The sequence below is a fragment of the Micromonospora sp. USAFONa4 genome, from assembly GCF_057197825.1.
In genome coordinates, this window is record NZ_CM170072.1 from 6,356,013 (window position 1) to 6,373,964 (window position 17,952).

At 76.2% G+C, this 17,952-nt stretch carries 16 protein-coding genes; 7 read left to right on the top strand and 9 right to left on the bottom strand.

Translation table 11 applies throughout. The features are described 5' to 3' along the window. Positions 1-5: 5 nt before the first annotated feature. Positions 6-485 (bottom strand): cold-shock protein, encoded by a 480-nt coding sequence (locus tag AC0OO9_RS27295; protein WP_484513383.1) that lies wholly within the window; start codon positions 483-485, stop codon positions 6-8. Positions 486-659: 174 nt separating this feature from the next. Between AC0OO9_RS27295 and AC0OO9_RS27300 the strand changes: the two genes are divergently transcribed. Next, positions 660-1,322, top strand: a complete 663-nt coding sequence (locus tag AC0OO9_RS27300; RefSeq protein ID WP_484513384.1) for a 4'-phosphopantetheinyl transferase family protein — start codon at positions 660-662, stop codon at positions 1,320-1,322. Here the strand turns inward: AC0OO9_RS27300 and AC0OO9_RS27305 are convergent. Continuing rightward, the gene (locus tag AC0OO9_RS27305) at positions 1,319-2,728 is read right to left on the bottom strand and encodes an acyl-CoA synthetase (protein ID WP_484513386.1); all 1,410 of its coding nucleotides are present in this window, start codon (positions 2,726-2,728) and stop codon (positions 1,319-1,321) included. The two genes, AC0OO9_RS27300 and AC0OO9_RS27305, sit on opposite strands and share 4 nt — an antisense overlap. Positions 2,729-2,965: 237 nt before the next feature. On the opposite strand from AC0OO9_RS27305, the gene AC0OO9_RS27310 reads away from it, so the two are divergent. From AC0OO9_RS27310 to AC0OO9_RS27330, 5 genes are all read left to right on the top strand, one after another. Further along, complete coding sequence (locus tag AC0OO9_RS27310) at positions 2,966-3,640, top strand: HAD-IA family hydrolase (protein WP_484513387.1); 675 nt, start codon at positions 2,966-2,968, stop codon at positions 3,638-3,640. 276 nt (positions 3,641-3,916) lie between these two features. After that, entirely contained in the window at positions 3,917-4,858 is a 942-nt protein-coding gene (locus AC0OO9_RS27315) for an ABC transporter ATP-binding protein (protein ID WP_311410136.1), read from the top strand. Further along, the gene (locus AC0OO9_RS27320; protein WP_121397818.1) at positions 4,855-5,592 is read left to right on the top strand and encodes an ABC transporter permease; all 738 of its coding nucleotides are present in this window, start codon (positions 4,855-4,857) and stop codon (positions 5,590-5,592) included. Before AC0OO9_RS27315 ends, AC0OO9_RS27320 begins: the two co-directional genes overlap by 4 nt. Positions 5,593-5,846: 254 nt before the next feature. Further along, positions 5,847-6,092, top strand: coding sequence for a DUF5988 family protein (locus tag AC0OO9_RS27325; RefSeq protein ID WP_421449133.1), 246 nt, complete (start codon positions 5,847-5,849; stop codon positions 6,090-6,092). 21 nt (positions 6,093-6,113) lie between these two features. Continuing rightward, positions 6,114-6,494: a VOC family protein gene (locus tag AC0OO9_RS27330; RefSeq protein ID WP_425878164.1), complete on the top strand. Its 381-nt coding sequence runs from the start codon at positions 6,114-6,116 to the stop codon at positions 6,492-6,494. A gap of 39 nt (positions 6,495-6,533) precedes the next feature. Here the strand turns inward: AC0OO9_RS27330 and AC0OO9_RS27335 are convergent, their stop codons facing one another. The 7 genes from AC0OO9_RS27335 to AC0OO9_RS27365 form a co-directional block, all read right to left on the bottom strand. After that, the gene (locus AC0OO9_RS27335) at positions 6,534-8,270 is read right to left on the bottom strand and encodes an AAA family ATPase (protein WP_484513389.1); all 1,737 of its coding nucleotides are present in this window, start codon (positions 8,268-8,270) and stop codon (positions 6,534-6,536) included. A gap of 6 nt (positions 8,271-8,276) precedes the next feature. Further along, a complete protein-coding gene (locus AC0OO9_RS27340; RefSeq protein ID WP_484513391.1) occupies positions 8,277-9,728 on the bottom strand; it encodes a VWA domain-containing protein in 1,452 nt (483 codons plus the stop codon). Between the two features lie 35 nt (positions 9,729-9,763). Further along, positions 9,764-11,941 carry a serine/threonine-protein kinase gene (locus AC0OO9_RS27345; RefSeq protein WP_484513392.1) on the bottom strand — a complete coding sequence of 726 codons (2,178 nt, stop codon included), beginning with the start codon at positions 11,939-11,941 and terminating at the stop codon, positions 9,764-9,766. Continuing rightward, on the bottom strand, positions 11,938-12,807 hold the full coding sequence (locus AC0OO9_RS27350; RefSeq protein WP_484513394.1) for a hypothetical protein: 870 nt from the start codon (positions 12,805-12,807) through the stop codon (positions 11,938-11,940). The genes AC0OO9_RS27345 and AC0OO9_RS27350 overlap by 4 nt, the downstream gene beginning before the upstream one ends. A gap of 14 nt (positions 12,808-12,821) precedes the next feature. Continuing rightward, on the bottom strand, positions 12,822-13,898 hold the full coding sequence (locus AC0OO9_RS27355) for a transporter substrate-binding domain-containing protein (RefSeq protein ID WP_484513395.1): 1,077 nt from the start codon (positions 13,896-13,898) through the stop codon (positions 12,822-12,824). Continuing rightward, on the bottom strand, positions 13,895-15,289 hold the full coding sequence (locus tag AC0OO9_RS27360; protein ID WP_484513396.1) for a hypothetical protein: 1,395 nt from the start codon (positions 15,287-15,289) through the stop codon (positions 13,895-13,897). The genes AC0OO9_RS27355 and AC0OO9_RS27360 overlap by 4 nt, the downstream gene beginning before the upstream one ends. A gap of 246 nt (positions 15,290-15,535) precedes the next feature. Continuing rightward, positions 15,536-16,774, bottom strand: a complete 1,239-nt coding sequence (locus AC0OO9_RS27365) for a PucR family transcriptional regulator (RefSeq protein WP_484513398.1) — start codon at positions 16,772-16,774, stop codon at positions 15,536-15,538. 84 nt (positions 16,775-16,858) lie between these two features. Here AC0OO9_RS27365 and AC0OO9_RS27370 point away from each other — a divergent pair, with 84 nt between their 5' ends. Beyond that, entirely contained in the window at positions 16,859-17,950 is a 1,092-nt protein-coding gene (locus tag AC0OO9_RS27370; protein ID WP_484513399.1) for a ferredoxin reductase, read from the top strand. The last annotated feature ends 2 nt before the right edge of the window (positions 17,951-17,952 follow it).

Consider the following 17,952-nt stretch of genomic DNA (forward strand, 5'->3'; position numbering starts at 1 on the left):
CGCGGTCAGCCCTCCACCCAGCCGTGCCGTCGGGCCAGGTCCAGCATCCGGGCCCGCACCGCGACGATCTGCGCCCCGGTCAGGTCCGGCACGGAGGTGACCAGCGCCTCGGTGGTCTCCGTGCAGAAGGCCCGCTCGGAGAGCACGTCGCACAGGCCCTCGTCGTCCTCCGCACCGCCCGTGGCCGGACCGCCGTCCCTGCTGCGCCCGCCGGTGAACGCCACGCCGGCCCGGGAGGGCGCCGAGGTGCCGGCCGCCCCGTTGCGCTCCGTGCCCACGGCGGCGCCCACCACCCGCACCAGCACGGCCTTGGGGCCGCGGTCGGTCCCCACCGCCTCGTACTCCACCGGGACACCGGGCGTCAGCGCCCACTTGTCGCCGTCCAGCATGTTCGCGTGCACGAACACGTCGTCGCTGCCGTCGTCCGGGGCGATGAACCCGTAGCCCCGCACCTCGTCGAACCGCACCACCTTGCCAGTGAGCATCGCTTTTCCCGCATCCATCCGACCAAGATCCGCGTACCCCGCCCATGGAACCGGGGCCCGCCCCCAGACTGGCAGCCGCCCGCGCGGCCCGGCACCCGTACCCGACCCCTATGGTGCACCGTACCGTCGGTGCCGGCGCGGCGCGGCTCGCCGCAGCGCCTAGCATCGGCGGACGTGATCGAGCAGATCCTGCCCCCCGCCGTGGCGGTGGCCGAGGCCTTCACGGACCCCGCCGGCCTGCCCCTGTTCCCCGAGGAAGAGGCGCTGGTGGCCCGGTCGGTGGAGAAGCGTCGCCGGGAGTTCACCACCGTGCGGCACTGCGCCCGCACGGCCCTCGGCGAACTGGGCCTCGCGCCGGTGCCGATCGTCTCCGGCGCCCGCGGCGCCCCGGTCTGGCCGGCCGGCGTGGTCGGCAGCATGACGCACTGCGACGGCTACCGGGCGGCGGTCCTCGGCCGTACGACCGCGTTCGCCACGCTCGGCGTGGACGCCGAGCCGCACGCGCCGCTGCCCGACGGGGTGCTCGACGCGATCGCCCTGCCGGCCGAGCGGGCGCGCACCGCCACGCTGGGCGCGGCCCGCCCCGCCGTCTGCTGGGACCGCCTGCTGTTCAGCGCGAAGGAGTCGGTGTACAAGGCGTGGTTCCCGCTCACCGGCCGGTGGCTGGACTTCTCGGAGGCGGACATCGTGATCGATCCGGCCGGCACCTTCGAGGCCCGGCTGCTGGTGCCCGGCCCGGTCCTCGGCGGGACCCCGGTGACGGCCTTCGCCGGCAGGTTCCTGGTCGAGCGGGGACTGGTCGCCACCGCGATCAGCATCCCGGCCGTCGTGCCCTAGCCCGCCGTCAGCCTGGTCTTCTGCACCTTGCCGAGCGCGTTGCGGGGCAGCGCGTCGACCAGGCGCACCTCGCGTGGCCGCTTGTGCGCCGACAGGTGCCGGGCCACGAAGTCGATCAACTCGGCCCCGTCGACCCCGTCGCCCACCACGTACGCGGTGACCTGCTGGCCGAGGTCGGGGTGCGGGGTGCCCACCACGGCGGCCTCGCGGACCCCCGGGTGCGCCAGTAGGGCGTCCTCCACCTCGCCGGCGCCGATCCGGTAGCCGCCGCTCTTGATCAGGTCGGTGGACGCCCGCCCGACGATCCGGTGCCAGCCGTCCGGGTCGACGGTGGCGACGTCCCCGGTGCGGAACCAGCCGTCCGGGGTGCGGCTCGCCGCGTCGGCGTCCGGACGGTTCAGGTAGCCGTCGAACAGGGTGGGGCCGTCGACCTGGAGCTCGCCCATCGCCGCCCCGTCGGCGGGGAGCGTGGCGCCGTTCTCGTCGACCAGCCGCGTACGCACCCCGGGCAGGGGCAGCCCGACGGTGCCCGGCCGGCGCGGGCCGTCCGCCCGGGCGCTCACCGTGATCAGGGTCTCGGTCATCCCGTACCGCTCGACGGGCCGGTGCCCGGTGAGGGTGGCGAGGTCCGCGAAGACGGCCGCCGGCAGCGCCGCGCTGCCCGAGACGAGCAGTCGCGCCGAACGCAGCGCCCGTGCCGAGTCCGGGTCGGCGGCGATCCGGGACCACACGGTCGGCACGCCGAAGTACATCGAGCCGTTGGCGGCGGCGTACCGTTCGGGTCGTGGCCGGCCCACGTGGTGCAGCCGGCCACCCAGCCGCAGCGGCCCGAGCACGCCGAGCACCAGCCCGTGCACGTGGAACAGCGGCAGGCCGTGTACCAGCAGGTCGTCCGGCGTCCACGCCCAGGCGTCGGCCAGCCCGTCCAGGCAGGCGGCGACGGCACGGCGGGAGATCACGGCGCCCTTCGGGGCGCCGGTGGTGCCGCTGGTGTAGAGGATCACCGCGGTGCTGGCCGGGTCCGGCTCGGGGTGGACGGTGTCCGAGCGCCGGCTCAGGTCGACGGGCACGACGGCCCGGCCAGCGCCCTCGGCGGTGCGCTCCGCGCCGGCCGGGACCAGCAGCGCCGTCGCTTGGGAGTCGCGCAGGATGTGGTCGCGCTCCATCGGCCCGGCGTCCGGCGGGACCGGCACGACCGCCGCCCCGGCGGTCAGGGCGCCGACCACCCCGACCACCGTCTCCAGGGTCGCCGTGGCCTCGATGGCCACCCGGTCGACGCCGCGCAGCTCGTCGGCCACCGCCGCGGCCAGGCGGCGCAGCTCCACCCAGGACACCGCGCGATCGTCGACGCGGATGGCGTCCGGACGCTCGTCGGTGCCTCCCGCGAGCCAGCTCAGCAGCGGCATGGTGCGATCCCTCTCCAGCGGCTCGGGCCCGGGCCGGTCCGGCCGGGCGTGCCGCGGCGGCCGGACGGCGGGCCCCCGGGACGCCGGTAGGGTCGGTGGGGCGCCGGCGGATCCAGGTGGGCGCGGTGCGCCGCGCCGGCGGGCCCGGAACGACGGTCCTGACCGTAGTCGGGGGCACCCCGGCCTGCCACCCCTACCGGGCGGCGCGCCGGGTCGGACGGACGGGAGGTGACGTCGGTGGTCGCGGACGCGACGGCGTGGACGGCGGTACCGGGCGGCGCCCGGGCCGTGGTGCTCGACCTCGACGGGGTGCTGGTCGACAGTCTCGCCGTCGCCAGGGAGGCGTTCGCCCTCGCGTACGCCGAGGTGGTCGGCGACGGCGTCGCCCCGGTCGAGGAATACTGCCGCCACCCGGGCCGGTACCTGCCGGAGGTGCTGGAGCTGATGGGCCTGCCGGCGACGGTGGCCGGGCCGTTCGTGCGGGAGAGCAACCGCCTCGCGCACCGGGTCACCCCCGTCGACGGGGTGCCGGAGCTGCTCCGCACCCTGCGCCGGCGGGGGATCGGGCTGGCCGTGGCCACCGGCCGCAGCGGGGTCCGCGCCCGCGACCTGCTCGGCCGGCTCGGTCTGCTGCCGCTGGTCGACCACGTGGTGGGCTCGGACGAGGTGCCCCGGCCCAAGCCCGCTCCGGACATCGTGCGGCGGGCGCTGCGCCTGCTCGGGGCCCGCCCCGGGGAGGCGCTGATGGTCGGCGACGCCCCCAGCGACCTGGCCAGCGCGCGGGCGGCCGGGGTGCTTGCGGTGGCCGCGCTGTGGGGCGAGTCCGACGAGGAGACCCTGCGCGCCGCCGGCCCGGACGTCGTCCTGACCCGACTCGACGAGCTGCTGCCGTTCTGCCCGGCCCGCCGGTGACCGACCCGCGTCGACGGACACCTGCGGTGACCGGACGGCACCCCTGCCCCCGCGCCGCGTTCGCGGTCGGCACCCCTGTCCCGGGCCGATTCCCGGTTCGATACCCCCGATTTGTCAGCTGATCAGTTGATCGGCACATCGGTTGGCCGGATGATGTCGGGCGTCGGTCGGCCTGGCGCCGGCCGGCCGGCCCGTTCCCGCAAGCCGACGCCGCGATCAGCCGAGGGGTCCCGCCCTTCTCGACGGCAACCCGCACGTGAAGGAGGACCACCCCCAATGCCGGTCATCGAAGTCGATCATCTGCAGAAACGGTACGGCGAGAAGATCGCGGTCGACGACGTCTCCTTCACCGTGGAACAGGGCGAGATCTTCGGCGTGCTCGGCCCGAACGGGGCCGGCAAGACCACCACGGTCGAGTGCGTGCAGGGGTTGCGCCGTCCCGACGGCGGCACCATCCGGGTGCTCGGCCTGGACCCGGTCCGCGACCGCACCGAGGTGCGGCAGCGCGTCGGCGCCCAGCTCCAGGAGAGCCAGCTGCCGGACAAGGTACGGGTGTGGGAGGCGCTGGACCTGTACCGGTCCTTCTACCGCAACCGGGCCGACATCGACGAGCTGCTGACCGACCTCGGCCTCGCCGAGCAGCGCAACACCTACTTCCAGAAGCTCTCCGGCGGGCAGAAGCAGCGGCTGTCGGTGGCCCTGGCACTGGTCGGCAGGCCGGAGGTCGCCATTCTCGACGAGCTGACCACCGGCCTCGACCCGCAGGGCCGCCGGGACACCTGGGACCTGGTCGAGCGGATCCGCGACCGGGGCGTCACCGTCGTGCTGGTCACGCACTTCATGGAGGAGGCGCAACGCCTCTGCGACCGGCTCGCGATCATCGACAAGGGTCGGGTGGTGGCGATCGACAGCCCCGCCGGCCTGCTCACCCGGGTCGGCAGCGAGCACCGGGTGCACTTCCGTCCCGCCGAGCCGGTCGAGGACGCCCTGCTGCTCGCGGCGCCCGACGTGACCGGGGTGTCCCGCTACCGCGACGAGGTGACGGTGACCGGCACGAAGGACGTGCTCCAGTCGGTCCTGTCCGTGCTCAACGGGCGCGGGATCCGCTACGACGCGCTGCGGGTCGAGCAGCCCACCCTCGACGACGCGTTCGTCTCCCTCACCGGCCGCTCGGGCCGGACCGCCGCGCAGTCCCCGACCGACGGGAGGTCGTCGTGAGCGCCCTGTCCAAGCTGATCGCCGTCGAGACGAAGCTGTTCCTGCGGGAACCGGTGTCGCTGTTCTTCGTGTTCGCCCTGCCGATCGGCCTGATGCTCGTCTTCGGGTTGCCGCAGCGCGCCGGCACGGCCGCCGACACCGGGCAGCACGCCGAGCAGACCTTCCTGCCGTCCCTGGCGCTCGCCCTCACCATCGGCATGCTCGCGCTCTTCACCCTGCCGATGGCGCTCGGCATCTACCGCGAACGCCGGGTGCTGCGCCGCCTGGCGACCACCCCGGTGCAGCCCGGCCTCCTGCTGGTGGCGCAGGTGGTGGTCAACCTGGTGATGGGCGTCCTCGGCGCGGTGGTCACCGCGATCGCCGTACGGTTCCTGCTGGACCAGCCGGCGCCGGCCAACGTTCCCGGCTTCGTGCTGGCCTTCCTGCTCGGGGTGGCGTGCCTCTTCGCTGTCGGTCTGCTGATCGCGGCGCTGGCGCCGTCCGCCCGGGCGGCGCAGTCGATCGGTCCCGCGCTGTTCTTCCCGCTGCTCTTCCTGGCGGGCGCCTGGCTGCCCCGCGACCGGATGCCGAGCGCGCTGGCCGCCATCGCCGACTACTCGCCGCTGGGTGCCACGGTGGACACCCTCGGTGCGGCGTGGGCGGGCGCCAACCCGGAGCTGCCGCAGCTGATCGCCCTGGCGGTGACGGCCGTGGTCGGCTCCGCGGCGGCCACCCGGTTCTTCCGCTGGGAGTGATCCTCCGCACCCGCGTGGCGGGTGCGGGGGACGTCGTGGCTGCCCAGGGCCGTTCCTAGGGGTGGCCTAAGGGTGTCCGCCGAATGTGATCTGGATTACGTTCGGAGCAGAACGGGCGCCCGGTCACCGGACAAGGGCGTTCGACCGCGAAGCGTCCGTTCACCCGGCAACGGGTGTCGTCAGGCCTGTGTGGACGCGTCCGCCGCCGTGCGGCGGCTCGTCCGAGGTGTGCGGAATGCGACGGAGGTCGTGCCATGAAGGACGTTTCGCAAGCTGATCCGGTCACCCGGGACGCGGTCGGCGTCATCGACGTCGTCCTGGAGGGCGGTCCGGTCGATCTGCCGGCCGACCTGCGCAGCCGCCAGGTGGCGCGGGCGGAGGAGAAGATCAAGGTCCTGCACTACGGCGGGTACGAGCACTTCGAACGGGGCGCCACCCCGCCGGCGGTGGACCTTCCGGTGGTCTTCCGCTGGACCGGTCGGACCCGGATCGCCGAGTAGGGGAAGGGCGGCACCAGTCACATGAGGGCACAGAACCACCGGCCGGGTCCCCACCTGACAGTCAGCGACACGAACGAGGCCATCGCCTTCTACACGGATGTCTTCGACGCCGTCGCGATCGTGCGGGAGTGCCTGCTCGACGGGCACGTCCTGCACGCGGAACTGGCCGTCGGCGGCCACCGCCTGACCGTCAGCGAGTGGTACGAGGCGGGCGCGCCGTCGACGGTGGAGAGCCGCGACGACGTGCTCACCATCGAGCGGACCGACCCCGAGTCGGTGCTGCGGCGGGCGGTGGCCGCCGGTGCCCGCGTCGAGACGCCGGCGGATCCGTCGCGCCAGGTGACGCTGCGCGATCCCGCCGGCCTGTGCTGGACCGTCGTCGGCCCGCAGCGGGCGGCGTAGGCGAACGCCCGCGACGCCCACCGCTGCGCCGGGCAGGGGTCAAGACTCCGCCCGGGAGCGGTGGGCGTTGCGGGTGCGCAGGGCGAAGAAGAGTGCCGCCGCCCGGCGGACCTCACCCGGCCGCCGGGGATCCGCGGCGATCTCGTGCAGCAGGTCCCGGTCGGCGCGGTCCGCCGCCAGCGTCGTCAACAGCGAGAAGCACTCCCGGGCGGCGTCCCGGCCGCCGGCACCGTCCGCGCCGTCGGACCAGTGGGTGAGCAGCGCCGCCAGCACGTCCGCCCGGAACGCCGGCGCGCCGGCGGCGGCCGTGCCCCGGCCGGCGAGCAGGTGACCCGCGGCGATCGCCCCGACCGGCTCGGTCAGCCGGGCGCGCAGGAAGGCCGGCGTGACGGCGGCCCGGCTGATCGCCTGCAACGCGACGAATCGCGCCGAGCCGGTGTTCATCAGCGTCACCCACTCGTCGGGCCGCCAGTCACGGGCGAGCGGCCCGGCCGCCAGGTACTCCACCAGGCTGGGCCAGACCGAGGCCAGGGCGTGGCGGTCGGCCCGGAACAGGTCGGTGGCGAGCAGGATCTGCCGTACCCGCGCGGGCCAGTCGGGCAGCACCGTCGCCGGGGGAGCCGGGGCGTGGGCCGCCGACCAGTCGACGACGGCCGCCACCGGGTCGCCGCCGGCGACGGTGGCGGTCGCCGCCACCTCGACGAGGTCGGTGTGCCGGGTTTCCAGCCAGGCGGCGACCACCTCGCCGTCGGGCGGGCGGCGCCGCAGCGCCGCGCAGGCGGCGTCGAGGCTGGCCCGGCCGCCGCGCAGCAGGGCGCGGACGAACTCGTCGAGCAGGGCGGCAGGGCCCGCCGGCGTGGCCGCCTCCGCCTGCCCGCCCTCCCAGACCAGCACCGCGACGGTGGCGGTGAGCGGGTTGTGCACCGGCCCGGTGATGCGCTGGGCGTGGGTCCAGTCCAGGAACCTGCGGGCCGTGGCGCCGTCGGGGAACCAGCGGGCCGCCAGCAGCGCCACGTCCGCGTCGGTGAAGTGCGCCAGGTGGTACGCCGGATAGCCGTCGCCCAGCACGGCCAGCTCGTCCTCCGCCAGGTGCCGCGTGGTCACCAGGACCCGCCAGGGCCTCGGCGGGCCGGCCGGGCCGGGGGAGCGGGCCAGCTCCGCGAGGCGGTTCAGCACGACGGCCCGCTCGTCCGGGTCGGTCACGGCGTCGAGCGCGTCGACGCAGACCAGCCACCGCCGGCCGGGGGCGGGGGCCTGCTCGACGTCGAGCGGGGCGCCGTCGCGCGGGTACGCCTCGGCGAGCGCCGCGGACAGCGGCTGGCGCACCAGGGCGGCGGCCGGCAGGCTCACCAGCACCGGCCCCGGCGGGCAGCGCCGTCGCCGCCCGCGCCCGGCGAGCCACCGTCGCGCCGAGCGGGCGCTCTCGTAGCGCACGAGGGCCGTCTTGCCGCTGCCCGGCTCCCCGATCAGCAGGACGTTGCCGGTGCCGGTGAGCAGGTCCGCCACGTCGACGCCGTCGCCGGACGGGGCGAGCCGTGGCACCGCGCGGCGCGGCACGTACACCTCGGACAGCGGCTTGACGTAGCCGCCGAAGCGGTGCGGGTGGACGATGCCGGCGTCGGCCTCGCCGCGCCAGACCGGGCGCAGCGCGGGCCACCAGCCGCGCCGGCCCCGGGAGTGGCGGCGGAGGGCGACGGCCGCGGTGACGAGCGCGGTGGCGAGCGTCACCGTGCCGCCGACGACGCTGGCGACCTTGTCCGAGACGTCCAGGTCCATCAGCGGTCAGGACCGGCCCGCGCCCGGCTGGTCCGCCGACAGGTGGTGGGTGCCGCATCCCTGGCAGTACGCGCCGGTCTGCTCCTCGCGGCAGTGCCGCCACGGCGCGGGCGGTCCGGCCGGCGCGGCCCGCTGCGCCGGCGGCTCCTGCGGTCCCCACCGGGACGTGTGGTGGGCCACGACCAGGGAGGACTGCGTGAGTCGGGCGTCGACGTCGGGCTTGAGGCGGACCCGGCCGTCGGCGGCGTCCAGGACGTCCACGACGCGGGCGAGCAGGGCGACGTCGTCGTCGCGGCCCGTGGCGTGGGCGAGCGCCACCGCGCGCCCGAGGTGCTCCTCCGCCTCGGCGACCCGGCCCGCCCGGGCGGCGGCCAGCCCGCGCTGGACCGCCGCCGCGTAGTCCTGCTGGCGGGTGTAGTACGCGACGCTCTCGTTGATCTCCGAGTACCGCAGGGCGTCCTCGGTCCACTCCACGTCGAGCGGCACCTCGACCGGCGTGGTGGCCGCGCCCGCGTGGACGCTCAGCCAGCCGATGCGCCGGCTCGCGCCGGGCGCCATCGCGTCGACCTCCAGGGCGACGTGGTAGTCCCGCTGGTCGTGCGGGCTCCACGCGCCGACCGGGTAGTCGGTGCCCAGCTCGCCGGCCGGTTCGCCGCGCCCGCTCAGGTCGGCCAGCGCCGGGTGCACCTGCTTGACGAAGCGGACCCGGGCCAGCCCGGTGGTACGCACCCGGAGCCGGACGTCGGGGACCCGCCGGGACATCGCGCGGGTCAGCACCGCCCGGAAGTCGTCGGCGAGCCCGGTGAGGTCCTCGACCGGCACGACGGGGTTGGCGCCCAGCGCCTCCGCGATGCCGAGCAGTTCCGCCGCGTCCCAGTCGTGCACGCCGTCCGCGGAGCCGATGGCGCGGCAGTCGACGGTGAACCGGCCAACGCAGTCGTCCACCGCCGCCCGCAGGTCGGCGGGGAGCTGGGACTCGTTGCGTCCGTCGGTGAGCAGGATGACGTGCCCGATCGCGTCCGGTCGCGTGGCCAGCAGGTGGCGGGCCAGCAGCAGCCACGTGCCGATGGCGGTGCCGCCGTGCGGCGTCACGTGCCGCAGCGCGTTGCGGGCGGCGGCCCGGGTGGTCTCGTCGGCGACCGCCAGCCGCCGGTCGCCCGGGTAGACCATCGTGGCGCGGGCGGTGCCGGACACCACCGCGAACGCGACCCCGTCGGGCAGGGCGTCGATGGCCGCGGCGGTGGCCCGCCGGGCGGCGCGCATCTTGGCCTGGGGCGCGCCCATCGAGCCTGAGGAGTCGAGCAGGATCACCTCCGCGAGGTCGTCGTGCCGGACGTCGGCGTGGACGGGTTCCTCGCCCCGGACGGTGGCGACCACGTCGAGGACCGCCCCGTCGGCGGAGACGCACTCGGTGTGGTGCGCGCGCAGCCGCAGCGGCAGATCGTTGGCGGGGGACACGGGTGACCTCTTTCCGTCGGGGCCGGCGGCCGGGATCACCACCACGTCACCGGCCGGTACGCGTTGGCCAGCTCGACGAGCGCGATCCGTTCGCGCCGGTCGGCGGTGCGCCGGGCGCGGGAGCGGCAGCGGCGCTCGAAGGCGCGGCGGAGGGCGTCCTCGTCGAGCCGGTGACCGAACAGCCGCCGGCCGCCGTGGCGCTCCTCGGTCAGGTCGCAGTCCAGCGCGATCCGCAGGATGTGCGCCTCCACCTCCTCGCGTTCGCCGAACGGGGGCAGCTTGTCGACGATCGTGGCGGCGTCGAGCGCCGTGTCGAGCCGGTGCCCGTCGTCCGGCGCGTCGAGCAGGATGCGCACCGCACAGGTCACCGCCGCCGTCGAGGCGCGGGAGGACTCCGGCACCCGCAGCAGGGCGTCCGCCGCGCTGCGCGCGTCCGCCGTCTCCAGCAGGCAGCGGGCCAGCCCGAACGCCGCGCCCACCACGCCCGGGTCGGCGTCCCAGACCCCCCGGTAGTGGTCGGCCGCCGTGCGCGGGTCGCCGTCGAGTTCGCAGGCCACCGCGTACGCGAGCCGCGTGGACACCTCGCCGGGCAGCCAGCCGTAGACCTGCGCGAACCAGCGTCGGGCGGTGCCGGTGTCCCGCCCCACCAGGGCCACCAGGGCGCGGTGCCACCACAGTGCCCAGTCCCGCGACTCCTCAGGGAAGTCGGCGAGCAGCGGGCCGGCCTCGTCCACCCGCCCGGTGGCGAGGTGGGCCCGGACGGCGCGGTAGGTCACCTGCGCGGTGTGCTCCGGGGCGGTCCGCAACAGCTCGATGAGCTCGGCCGGGTCGGCGGCGCCGAGCGAGGCGAGGAACCCGGCGGCCGGGTCGGCGCCGTCGACCAGGGGCACGGGCAGGCCGAGCATGATCTCCACGACGTCCAGGGCGTCGCGGTCGGTGTGCAGGGCGAAGGCGCACGCGGACGGGCTGAACAGGGTGGACCGGGTCGGCCGGGGCACGCCGTCGGTCGCCGCGCTGACCTGCCGGCGTACGCCCCGGACCTGTTCGCGCATCTCGGCGGCGGTGGCGAACCGGTCCTCCGGCACGGCGGCGGTGGCCCGGGCGAGCAGCCGCAGGAACGGGTCGAGCCGCGCGGGCACGGGCAGCCGCAGCACGTCCTGCCCCGGTGGGATCCGGGTCACCTCCGTGGACCGGGGCACCAGGGTCAGCGCGGCGAGGGTCCGGCCGACGGTGTAGAGGTCCGACCGCACGCTCGGGCCGGCGGGCCCCAGCCGCTCCACCTCCGGCGCGGTGTAGCCCGCGGTGCCCCACGCCGGGCTCACCGTGTTGTCGATGCGGCGGGCCGCGCCGAAGTCGACAAGCTTGATCGGGTCGTTGGTGCCCTGGCCGCCGACCCGCATCACGTTCTCGGGCTTCAGGTCGCAGTAGAGCCAGCCCTGGTCGTGCAGGTACTCGAAGGCGTCGAGGATCTGCACGGCGTATCCCAGCGCCTGTGCCACGTCCACGGCGGTGGACCCGCCGCCCGGGCCGGCCGCGCTGCGGGCCTCCTCCAGGGTGCCGCCGTTGACGTACTCCATCACCAGGTAGCCGGCGTCCCGGTCGGACTCGGGCCGCAGCGCGTGGGTGATGGTGACGATCCTCGGGTGGTTCAGCGCGATCAGCGCCTGCCGCTCGGCGACGAACGCCGCGATGGCCTCCCGGTCCTCCGGGTTGCGCTGCCCCTTCAGCACCCGCCAGGCGCCGTCCATGTCCTCGTCCCGGGCGAGGAACACCCAGCCGACGCCGCCGTTGCCGAGGCAGCCCTCGATCCGGTACCGCCCGGCGCGCAGGTCGCCGTCGGCCAGGGGCGGGGTGAAGGAGTACCGGGTGCCGCAGTCGGGGCAGAAGCCGGCGACCCGGGGCAGCCGGGGACCGCGGTGGCGGGGGCACTTCGTGTTGCCGCAGTAACGGGAGTGCTCGGGCACGACCGCCTGCGACACCACCGCCGTCAGGGGGTCGTGGGGCCGGGCGGTCGGCAGCACGGCCGGTCGCTCCCAGGGCCGCGACGTCGTACGCGGCGGCCGTGGGCCGACCTCCGCAGCCGGGACCGGCCCGCCGGGGGCGCTGAGCCCGGCGCCGGCCCCGACGCACTCGTGCCCCCACAGCCGGCAGAACCCGTCCTGGTCGACGGCGCCGGGGCAGTTGCGTTCCGCGCAGCCGCGGCTCGCCGTCATCGCGTACCCCCGTTCACGGCCTGCTGGTAGGCGCGCACCGCGCGGCTCGCGGCGGTCACGGTGAAGGCGTCGGGGCGCAGCGCGGCCAGCGCCTCCCGGTAGGCCAGCTCGACCTGCGGGTGCTCGGCCCGGCCCTCGTCGGCGGCCTTCTGCCGGTACGCCTCCAGCCGGCCGGTCAGCTCCACGTGGCAGCCCCGGCGCAGTCGGCGCCGCGCGGTGTCGGTCCGCTCGACGGCGCGGTCGACGGCGGCCCGCAGCGAGCCGTCGTCGCGTTCCGGCTGGACGTCCCCCCGCCACCACTGGCCACGGCCCGCCGCCTCGGCGGTGGTGAGCCGGTCCAGCAGCCCGTCGAGCGCGAGCGCCGCCAGGGGATCCGTCCCGTCGCCCAGCCCTTCGCCGGTGGCCTCCGTCGCGAGCTGCCGGAGCCGCTCGACGGAGGAGCGCAGCCGCTGCGCCCGGACCGCCAGCCGGTCCCGGCCGTACGCGTCGACGATCCGGCGGATCCGGGCCACGTGCTCGCGGGCCGCGACCAGGATCTCCTGGACGTCCATCGCCTGCACCTGCACCGGCTCGCCGGTGGCGGCGGTGAACCGGACCTCGCACGGGCCGGTCAGCAGCCGGGCCAGGGCCTCCTCGCCCGCGTCCGTCGACCGGTCGATCCCGTCGAGGTCGTCGACGAGCCGGTCGAGGGCGAGCGACAGGCAGCCGAGCCGGTGCAGCAGGTCCCGGGCCTCCTGCGCGGGCGCGGCGGCCGGGCCGTCGGGCTGCCGGAAGGCGTCCGTGACCAGCTGCTGCACGTCGAGCAGGTGCTCGCAGACCCAGGCGTGCGCGGCCAGGGTGGCGTCGAGGCGTTCCCGCACGGCCATCCGCCCACCGCCCATCAGTCGGCCGGCCGGGGGGTGGCCGGCGCGGGGTCGGGGGGCGGCCACCCGGTGGTGACGGGCCCGGGCGACGGCATGCCCCGGTCCCGGTGGCCGGCGAGCCACCGCTCGTGGGCCTGCTGCCACACCACCGCCGTACGCGGCTGCGCCAGCACGTGGTTGACGAACGCGACGAGGTCCCGGCCGTCGGTCAGGCGGAACGCGAAGGCGTGCGGCTCGTCGGTGAACCAGGTGCAGTCCTCGTCCCGGTGGTAGGTGCAGGATCGCCGGTCCGGCCGGGGCGCCTCGGTCACCAGCGTCGTGTCCGGGGCCATCCGGGCGAAGCCCAGCAGGATGTTGTCGTCGGTGCTGACCCCGTCGACCTGTCCCTGACGCAGCATGACCAGGCAGTCGACCGGGTGCGGGGCGTGCACCGGGACCGGCCGCAGGCCGCCCGCGGTGCGGTAGCCGGCGATCATCGCCAGCGAGGTGGTGTCCGTGGCGGCGCAGACCCGCCGGCCGCCGAGCTGTTCCATGCCCGCGAACTCGGGCGTGCCGTCGGCGTTCCTGCGGACCAGCACCGTCTGCCCGGAGTCGAGGTAGTCGTTGGAGAACAGCACCCGCCGGGCCCGCTCGCAGGACGCGGTCAGCGACGTGGCGACGACGTCGATCTCCCCCTTGTCGAGCATGGCGAAGGCGCCCTGACCGGGCGGCACGGCCTTGAAGGTGAGCCGGTTGCGCGGGTCGTCGGCCGGCCAGAGGGCGCGGGCCACCGCCAGCATCAGCTCGATGTTGAAGCCCTCGAAACGCTGGGTGCTGGCGTCCCAGTGGCTCATGGTGGCGTCGGACGGGTCCACGCCGGCGACCAGCTCGCCCTTGTCGAGGATCCGGCGCGGGGGCGTCGGGTCGGGCGGGAGGCTGCGGCGCACCGGGCAGACCCCGCCGGTCGCGTCGGTGGTCGGCGTCGTGGCCACCCCCGGTGGCCGCGCGGGGGGCGCGGGAGCGGGTGCCGCCGGCGCGGCGCACCCGGCCAGCGCCGCCAGGAGCGCGAGCGACGCGGCCCGGCGCCGCGTCGGGGTCCGCCGGGGGGTGGTCACTGGTACTCCAGGTGGCGCTGGCGCAGCCCGGCCACCACACCGGCGGCGGCGAGCAGGGTGACCCAGGCGGCGGCGCCGCCCAGGTGGCGGCGTGCCTCGGGCAGCCCGTCGACCATCCGGGTGACCTCCTCGTTGCGGGTGGTCAGTTCGGTCAGCAGGTGGCCCTCCGCCGCGACGAACGCCCGGCCCGCCGATCCCTCGGCGAGTACGGTGTCGACCGCGTCGCGGAACGCGTCGGGCGTCTTGATCTGCCGGGCCGGCCAGACGTCCCGCTCCAGGGCGGTGCAGTCGATCCGGTCCTTCGGTGGTTCCCGTCCTGCGGCGGGCCCGGAGCAGAGGTCCCGGCTGTCGAAGTCCGCCTTGTGCCCGGCCGGGTCGACGCTTGCGCCGAGCCCCAGGTAGACGTCGGCCCGGCCGGCCAGCAGGGCGCCGAGCCGCTGCTGGGTGGCGCTCTGCGCGTCGATCGCGCGTTCCAGCTCCGGGAACCCCCGGTCGGCGTCCGGCCAGTGCCACCACGAGGAGACCAGCATGGCCAGCACGGCAGTGGTGGCCACCGAGGCCAGCAGCAGGCCCGCGTTCAGCCGGCGCCGGGTCCGCCGGCGCAGCCACACCTGCACCACCACCAGGGCGGCGAGGGTGCCCAGCGGCACCAGCACGGACGCGGCCAGCCAGGGCCGGGCGTCGGCGCGGGCGTCGAGCAGCAGCCTGGTGTCGTAGTTCCACAGGCCCTGGGCCGCGGTGAGCAGCTCGGTGGACATGTAGTGCGACGCCTCCCGCGCGTAGGCCGAGGCGAGCACCGCGCGGGCCGCCGGACTGCCCGTCCCGGCCTGCTCCGCCGCCCCGGCCGGCGGGCAGGGCTGCCGGTTGCCCGTGGTCGCCGGGGAGAGCGGACCGGCGACCCGCAGGGCGGCGCACACCACGTCGCGGTAGACCTTCAACCGGGCGGCGATGGTCGCCAGCCGGGTGAGGCGGTCCGGGTCGCCGACGGCGTTGCCCATCGAGTCGGTCAGCGTGCGCTCCACCTCGTGGACGGACGCGTCGTAGGCGGCCACCAGCGGGGCCCGCCGCTCCTCGGCCGGCGGCAGCAGGAAGACGGCGCTGGCCGCGACGTCGGCGTCGGCGAGGCCCTGGTAGATCTGCCGGGCGGTCGTGCTGGTGCCCACGGCGGTCGCCGCGGACCGTTCGCCCAGCGTGGTGGCCGACGTGCGGGACTGCACGGCGACGGTGGCGGTGGCGGCCAGCGCGGCGACCAGTACGGCGCCGCTGAGCACGATCAGTGCCGGTGTCGTCCGGAGCGCGTCGCGGAGCCGGCCGGTGCCGCCGGAGCGGGTCGACCCGCTGGCCCGGGCGGGCCGGTCGGCCCCGGGCTCGTCCCCCGTGTGCGACGCCATGCCCGTCCTCCCGCTCGCCGGGGCCCTCCGGCGGCCTCCTGGCGGAAGGCGTCGCGGTACCGGGGGCGCCCCGTCCGCCCCGCCGGGCGGTCACCCGGGCGGCCTACGGCGGAGTCCGGCGGCCGGGCGGGTGATCGCGGGCGGGGGAGGACCAGGGTGGCACCGCGGGTGCACGGGTGGCACGCGTTTGTCCGGTATCTGACCTGAGCGTCACCGGTCGGCCACGCAGGGGAGCGGCCGGTCCGGTCAGGGGGCGGGGTCGTCGGCCTCGGTCCGTGGTGGGAAGGCCAGGGCGAGGGTGAGGTCGAGGACGGTCGCCGGGTCGGTCAGGCGCTCGCCGTACAGCTCGCGGAGCTTGCCCATCCGGTAGCGGACGGTCTGCGCGTGCACGAAGAGGTCGGCGGCCACGTCGTCGCGCCGGCCCTGGTGCAGCAGCCAGGAGCGCAGGGTCTCGGCGAGCCGGTCGGCGGTGCCGGGCGGCAGCGACGCGAGCGGCGCCAGCACCCGGGCGCGCAGGTCGGCGAGTCCTTCCGGGTCGGTGCTCAGCACCAGCTCGGCCAGGTGCTCCTCGGTGTCCAGCGCCGGCCGGTCGTCGGCCGGGCGCAGGCCGAGCGACAGGGCCCGGACCGCCCGCTGGTAGGAGGAGGCGACCAGGGCCCAGGGCCGGGCGGGGCCGAGCAGGGCGCGGCGGCCGTGCAGCACCCGGGCGAGCTGCCGCCGCCGGTCTCCGTGCGTGTCGGGCACCAGCAGCACCGCCAGGTCCTCGCCCGCCCCGCCCGCCGGGAGGTCGTCGCCGCTCTCCAGGGTGTGCGGGTGCAGTCGGGCGAGCGCCGCGCGGAGGTTGGCCCGGGGCAGCAGGACGACGGTGAGGGTCTGCGGCGGCGGCCAGTCGGCCCGCTCGGCGCTGCGCAGCAGCGCCTCCTCGGGCTCCCCGGCGAGCAGCCGCTGGGTGAGCCGCTCCAGGTTGCGTCGCCGGGCCCGGCCGGCGCTGGCCAGCTCGTCGGCGTGCCCGGCCACGCTGGCGGCGGAGAGCTCGTCGATGTACGCGAACATCAGTTCGGCGAACTCGGCGACGGTGGCGGCGGACGACCCGCCCTGCACGGTGGTGGTGGACATCTCCCGCCAGGAGACCCGGGCGCCGACGCGGTACGCGGCGAGCAGAGCGTCCATGCTCCGGCCGGAGCGTGCCTCGCCGCTGCCGAGGGCGTACGCGGCCTCCAGCGCGCCGACCAGCGGGGTGCTCGGGTCGCCACCCTGGGAACGGCCGATGAGCTGGAGGAACGTGCCGAGCGCGATCTGCACCGCAGTCTCGATCTTCTCGCGCATCTGACCGGTCAGGGCGCCGGAATAGCTGGGCACCTCGGCGGTGATGGCGGTCACGGTGCGCTCGGCGAGCAGGGGCAGCCGGTCGTGCAGCGCGCCGGCCACCCGGGCGTCCAGCTCGAGGCGGGCCGCGCGCCTTGTGGCCTCCGAGCGTTCGGACACGTTTGTTCCCTCCGCACAAAAAGCCTCGTCCGGTTCACCTTCGCAGGTCAAGATTTTATGCCATTCTGCCGCGACCATCGAATCATGACCACCACCGTCCCGAACCCCTCCGGGAAGGCGGCCCTGCGGGGCCGGATCCTTCGGCTGGCCGCGTCGGTCACCACCCCGCTGTTGCCCGACGACTACCTCGACATGGTCGCCCCGCTGCGCTCCGGCGCCGACCTGCGCGGCCGGATCCTCGCCGTGCGCCCCGAGACCGCCGACGCGGCGACGCTGGTGATCCGGCCCGGCCGCGACTGGCGCGGGCACACCCCCGGGCAGTACGTCCGCCTCGGCGTCGACGTCGACGGCGTACGCCAGTGGCGGGCCTACTCGGTCACCTCGCCCCCCGCGCGCCGGGGCGGGCCGATCTCGGTCACCGTGAAGGCCATCCCCGACGGGGTCGTCAGCAACCATCTCGTCCGGCGCACCCGGCCCGGGACGCTGGTCCAGCTCGACCAGGCCCAGGGCGACTTCGTGCTGCCGGGCCGGCCGCCGGCCCGGGTGCTCTTCGTGACCGCGGGCAGCGGCGTCACCCCCGTGATGGGAATGCTGCGCGCCGACCGGCTGGGCGGCGCCGATGTCGTCGTGGTGCACTCGGCGCCCACCCCGGACGACGTGATCTTCGGCGCCGAGCTGCGGGACCTGGCCGCGCGGGGCGCGATCCGGCTGGTGGAGCGGCACACCGACACCGACGGGCTGCTCACCGTGGCCGACCTCGACCGCCTCGTGCCCGACCACCTCGACCGGGAGACCTGGGCCTGCGGCCCGCTCGGCCTGCTCGACGCCCTGGAGGAGCACTGGACGGCCGGGGGGCGCGGCGACCGGCTGCACACCGAGCGGTTCCGGCCGACCGTCATCTCGCCCGGCGAGGGCGGCACCGTCACCTTCGCCCGCTCGGGCGTCACCGTCGCCGCCGACGGCGCCACCCCGCTGCTCGACGCCGGCGAGAACGCCGGGGTGCTGATGCCCTCGGGCTGCCGGATGGGCATCTGCTTCGGCTGCGTCCTGCCGCTGCGCCAGGGCGCGGTTCGGGACCTGCGCAACGGGGAACTGACCACGGCGGTACCCGGCGACGGCGTCCGCATCCAGACCTGCGTGTCGGCGGCGGCCGGCCCCTGCGACATCGACCACTGACC

Excerpts from the sequence above, each read along its gene's own strand:
- AC0OO9_RS27335 (WP_484513389.1), bottom strand. The coding sequence starts at position 8,270 with ATGGACCTGGACGTCTCGGACAAGGTCGCCAGCGTCGTCGGCGGCACG.
- AC0OO9_RS27370 (WP_484513399.1), top strand. The coding sequence starts at position 16,859 with ATGACCACCACCGTCCCGAACCCCTCCGGGAAGGCGGCCCTGCGGGGC.
- AC0OO9_RS27360 (WP_484513396.1), bottom strand. The coding sequence starts at position 15,289 with ATGGCGTCGCACACGGGGGACGAGCCCGGGGCCGACCGGCCCGCCCGG.
- AC0OO9_RS27325 (WP_421449133.1), top strand. The coding sequence starts at position 5,847 with ATGAAGGACGTTTCGCAAGCTGATCCGGTCACCCGGGACGCGGTCGGC.
- AC0OO9_RS27295 (WP_484513383.1), bottom strand. The coding sequence starts at position 485 with ATGCTCACTGGCAAGGTGGTGCGGTTCGACGAGGTGCGGGGCTACGGG.
- AC0OO9_RS27350 (WP_484513394.1), bottom strand. The coding sequence starts at position 12,807 with ATGGCCGTGCGGGAACGCCTCGACGCCACCCTGGCCGCGCACGCCTGG.
- AC0OO9_RS27315 (WP_311410136.1), top strand. The coding sequence starts at position 3,917 with ATGCCGGTCATCGAAGTCGATCATCTGCAGAAACGGTACGGCGAGAAG.
- AC0OO9_RS27305 (WP_484513386.1), bottom strand. The coding sequence starts at position 2,728 with ATGCCGCTGCTGAGCTGGCTCGCGGGAGGCACCGACGAGCGTCCGGAC.
- AC0OO9_RS27330 (WP_425878164.1), top strand. The coding sequence starts at position 6,114 with ATGAGGGCACAGAACCACCGGCCGGGTCCCCACCTGACAGTCAGCGAC.
- AC0OO9_RS27345 (WP_484513392.1), bottom strand. The coding sequence starts at position 11,941 with ATGACGGCGAGCCGCGGCTGCGCGGAACGCAACTGCCCCGGCGCCGTC.